The organism is Plebeiibacterium sediminum, from assembly GCF_026013605.1.
Lineage (GTDB): Bacteria > Bacteroidota > Bacteroidia > Bacteroidales > Marinilabiliaceae > Saccharicrinis > Saccharicrinis sediminus.
This window is the reverse complement of the sequence record NZ_JAPDPJ010000132.1, coordinates 1-5,305: the sequence shown is the minus strand read 5'-3', so window position 1 is coordinate 5,305 and position 5,305 is coordinate 1. Positions and strand designations below refer to the sequence as shown.

The window sequence follows — 5,305 nt, the reverse complement described above, 5'->3', positions numbered from 1 at the left end:
CATCTTAGAATAGATGAGAAACGAGCTAAAGAATGACTTTTAGTCATTCAGGTCGCTCAAAACTATGGACTTTCAGTCCATAGTGGTTTATTTGTATGTTTAATAACTTTGTTTACACAACCAGTTTCTACTTTTGGTCAATATCAAAAAATATCCATAGAACAAAAGCAATTAACATTAAAGGATATTTTTATTCAAATTGAATCACAGACGAAATTATCTATCGATTATGATTCAAATGTGATTGATGATAACCGGATTATTATTAATCCTCCTACTAATTTACCCATAAGCGAATTGCTGAATTCCTTGCTAGCGAAGCTAAATTGTACTTATTCATTTGTCGGTAACCATGTGGTGATTAATAAAATGACCGAAGAAGAAGTCTCATCTGTAAATCAAAATACAACGCATTTTATTGTTGGAAATATTACTGATGAGAATAATATTGCACTGGCAGGGGTACATATCATTGTAAAAAACAAATCAATTCAAACCATAACAGACAAAGAAGGTAATTTTAGCTTTAAAACAGATTCATTACCAGTTAATGTTATAATATCATATTTAGGTTACTCTCAAACTGAATTGTTGGTTGATCATGTTCATCCATTAAATATTAGTTTATATCCTTCCGGGATTTTGTTAGAGGAATTTGTAGTTATTGGATATGGTACTCAAACCAAAAGAAGTGTTACTGGAGCTGTACAGACATTAAACACAACCGGATATGAGAATCTGCCGGTGGCGCAGATGAATCAAAAAATACAGGGGAAATTTGCCGGGGTACAAATCAATCAAACAACAGGAGCTCCCGGGCAGGGAATGTCGGTTCGAATCAGGGGACAGGCTTCCATATCAGCGGGTAATTTTCCTTTATATGTTGTTGATGGATTTCCTATTGCAGGAGATATCAGTAATCTGAATCCCGACGAATTTGAGAGTGTTTCGATCTTGAAAGATGCATCATCTGCTGCTTTATACGGATCCCGAGCAGCCAATGGAGTAGTTTTAATTACCACAAAAAAAGCCAAAGCCGGCAGTTCGCGATTTGATTTTAATATGTATTCCGGTATACAGCAAATACCGGTTGAACGCATGCCTGATATGATGAATGCAAGGGAGTTTGCACAGTTTAAAAAGGAAATTTATCAGGATAACGGACAAACGGTACCAGAAATGTTTCTAAACCCGGAGCAATATGGAAAAGGTACAAACTGGTATAAAGTAATTACCAGAAATGCTCCTATTCAAAACTATTCACTTTCATTTAGTAAAAATAAAGATAAGCTTGGATTGTATTTAGTAGGAGGGTACTTTAAGCAAGATGGTTTATTGTTGAATTCTAAATTTGAAAGGTATTCAATGCGAATTAATACAACCTATCAAATTATTCCAAAACTAAAAGTCGGTGTTAATCTGGCACCAACTTTTACATCAAGTAATCAACCACAAAGCGATGGCATTTGGTATGATGGTCCCAATATTATTCAGTCAGCCATACTAACATCGCCACTGGCTCCATATAAAAATGAAGATGGAACTATTCCAATTAATGCCATAGAATATGGAGGGCCGGATTATGGAACTGCAGCTAGTCCAAACTGGTACAATCAAATCCGAATTGTAAAAAATAGAACCAACAATGCAGGGTTAATTGCTAATGGTTATCTGGAGTTGGAACCAGTAAAAGATCTGATACTTAAAACAAGTATTAATATTGATATGGGAAATTGGATGAATAACTTCTTTTTCCCTTCTACCGCCGGAGGTTTATTTGATCCGGGTAATGAAAATGATGCCTCACGTATTTACGGAACGCACACCAATGCTTTTAGTTACTCCTGGATGTGGGAGAATATTGCTAAATATACAAAGTCGTTAGGAGATCATAATATTGAACTTTTAGCCGGATATACTTCTCAAAAGGCTCATGCAGAATCCGGAAATTTAAGAGGTTCAGATGCGCCGGATAATAAAGTTTATACATTAAATGCAGCCCGAACAATTACCGGAGGAACAGATATTCAGGAGTGGGCTTTATTATCAGTTTTTGGTAGAGTGAATTATAACTATAAAGTGAAGTATCTGCTCTCAGCGGCTTTTCGAAATGATGGCTCTTCAAAGTTTGGATCAAAAAATCGCTGGGGTAGTTTTCCTTCTGTTTCTGTTGGGTGGGTTACTTCAGAAGAAGATTTTATGCAATCAATAAAACCAATTTCATTTTTAAAGTTTAGAGCGAGTTATGGTATAACCGGAAATAATAATATAGGTAATTATCCGCAATATGCATATGCAGTCATTACTAACAATCCTGTTGATGATGTTTATTACAGCGGAAGAAGTATTGCAGGTTTAGATAATGAGTTTTTAGGTTGGGAAAATACTAAAGAAATGAATTTGGGGTTGGATATAGGGATCTTTAAAAACAGAATAAATCTGAGCTACGATTATTTTCAACGTACAACAGAAGACCTGCTTTATTCCATTGAAATACCTATTTCTACTGGTTATTATAATTACGCAACCAATATTGGTAAAATAGTTTTCTGGGGTAATGAATTTATTTTAAATACGAAAAACCTTGTTGGAGATTTTAAATGGACCACAGATTTTAATATTTCATTTAACAGAAACAAAGCTTTGGAGTTAGGTACATCTAATGCAGCTATATATGGAGATAATACCATTACAAGAGTCGGCAAGCCATTAGGTCAATTGTACGGACTGGATTGGGATGGAATTTATATGAATCAGGAGGATTATGACTCTTCTCCTAAATATACTGGAGCTCAGGTTGGAACTGTTAAATTTAAAGATATTAATAAAGATGGTGTTGTAACTAATGATGAAAGAGATCGAACTGTATTAGGAAATTCTGCTCCTAAAGGCATTTATGGAATCTTTAATAAGTTCTCTTATAAAAACTGGGACTTATCCATAGATATGGCTGGAGCATACGCTCATAAAATATTTAATGTGATGGAGCGTTTTACCTCAAATCTGGATGGATCTTTTAATGTATATAAGGCACTAGCCCAAAGATGGCGATCAGAATCAGATCCCGGAGATGGAATTTATGGTAAAGATATTGCCGGTACAACCAGTTATGAACGAGATTGGATTAGTTCCAAATTCCTTTACGATGCTAGTTATCTAACGATAAAAAATATTACGTTGGGGTATAAACTACCTTTGAAAAACAAGTTGAGAGATCTTTCAGTGAGAGTTTATGCAAGTGCGCAGCAGGTATATACTTTCTCAAAGTATCCTGGTATGAATCCTGAAGTTTCTTCGGCAGGAGGTTTGTTTTCAGGGAATGATTATACAACGTATCCAGTACCTCGTACTTTTTCATTAGGACTTAGTATTGGTTTGTAAATTAAACTATTGATGATTTATGGAAAAATATATCTACATAGTATTTCTTTGTTTATTACTTCATTCATGTTCGGATGAACCCCTGAATTTAAGTCCGCAAATAGTAGTGTTAGCTGAAGATTTTTATATCACTGAACAAGATTTTCAACAGGCAAATATTGGACTTTATGTTCCATTAAGAAGTCTATACGGTTCGGGAATGGCTGATAATGGAGCATGGATCATGGGAGAAATGCGATCCGATAATACCACATTTAGTTACAATGCTTCAAATAGAGGATATATTGATAAAGAATACTATGAATTATTGGTAGATGATTCCAATGGAACTGCTATTGCCAACAAGTATAATAATGATTATATCATTATAGAACGGGCAAATCAAATTCTCAGTAGAATTGATCATGCAGAGATTGACCAAACTCTAAAGGATTGGTATAAAGGTCAGGCTTTATTTTTAAGAGCTTTTGCTTATTTTGATTTGGTTCAATATTTCGGAGATGTTCCTTTGGTTACAGCATCAACTATAAACTATGAGGATGCATATCTATCAAGGACTCCCAAATCTGATGTTTATGACCAAATTACCATTGATGCTCAAAATGCGGCAAGTTTACTTTCTCCTCCCTCAGTAAATACCAGAGGATATGTCGCTAAAGGAGCTGCTTATACACTTTTAGGTAATGTTTATATTGTACTTAAACAATGGGAAAAAGCTGAAGAAGCATTGTTAAATGTAAAAGGATATAACTTGCTATTTAATTATGCGGCAATCTTCGATCCAGATAATAAAAATAATGCAGAATCTATTTTTGAAGTACAATATAATGATGATCCTTCAGCTGAAGTGGCCAGTAGTTTTGCCTATAATTTTTTACCTATACTGTATAATCTGGGGGTTATTTCCGGTTTTCCATTGGGCGCTTCAAATAATTATGGGGGGTGGAATACTCCTACTCCGGATTTGATTCAATCCTATGAAAATGGAGATAAGCGTTTACAAGCTTCCATTGGTTTTTATACAGGTGGAGGATATGTAAACAGACCCTATATTAAAAAATATTGTCATGGTTCATATGTAGCTCCTAATACCAATGATGACTTTCCTGTATATAGGTATGCAGAAGTACTTTTATTTTTAGCAGAAGCCATTAATGAACAAGGAGGGAGATCTACAGAATCCTTATATTATTTAAATCAGGTTCATGCCCATGACAGAACCGGACTTGAAGCGCTTCATATTACGGATCAGGATCAGTTAAGAGATGCCATTTTTAAAGAAAGACAAATAGAATTAGCTTTTGAAAATAAGCGTTGGTTAGATTTAGTAAGAAGTGACAAGGCCATTGAAGTATTAAATGCTCAAGGTGCTAAAATTAAAGCGAATCCTGAGGAATATTATTACCCTTCAGGAGTAGAACCTGTGAGTGCAGCTTATCAACTTACGGAGAATAGATTAATTTTTCCAATTCCCCAAAGAGAGATCAGACTAAATCCAAATATGATTCAGAATCCGGGGTATTAACTGTTTATGTGAGTGATTTGTTATCATTTATTTTAATACAATTTGTACTATTAAGCCAATGATTTTCTGTATCTTTACTTTATGTTATAAGACATCAAATCAATACATTATAAGTCAATTGGCAGGTGTAAGTTAGGTGTGATCAAGTTTGGTTTGTTTTTGTAATATGTTGAAATATTGCAGTTTATAAGATAAGATATTCGTCTCTCCACCCCGACTACTTAAAATACTAAATAAGTTAAAAGCCTGTAAAATGTTTGTTTTACAGGCTTTTTTATTTTACCGTTTTACATGTTCCTGTTTTCTATAAACCTCAGTTCGATTCTTAAATCGCAGTATATCAATGAAATAATCGAAAATAAAATCATGTAATATTTTGAAATAAAAATGGATTTTGCT

Annotated in this window: 2 protein-coding genes; both read left to right on the top strand. The window is 34.2% G+C overall.

Features of this window, described 5'->3' with window-relative positions; translation table 11 throughout:
- The first annotated feature begins 108 nt into the window (after positions 1–108).
- Positions 109–3,381, top strand: a complete 3,273-nt coding sequence (locus tag OM075_RS24165) for a SusC/RagA family TonB-linked outer membrane protein (protein WP_301193132.1) — start codon at positions 109–111, stop codon at positions 3,379–3,381.
- A 19-nt stretch (positions 3,382–3,400) separates the two neighbouring features.
- Positions 3,401–4,906 (top strand): RagB/SusD family nutrient uptake outer membrane protein, encoded by a 1,506-nt coding sequence (locus tag OM075_RS24160; RefSeq protein ID WP_301193131.1) that lies wholly within the window; start codon positions 3,401–3,403, stop codon positions 4,904–4,906.
- Positions 4,907–5,305 lie beyond the last annotated feature (399 nt).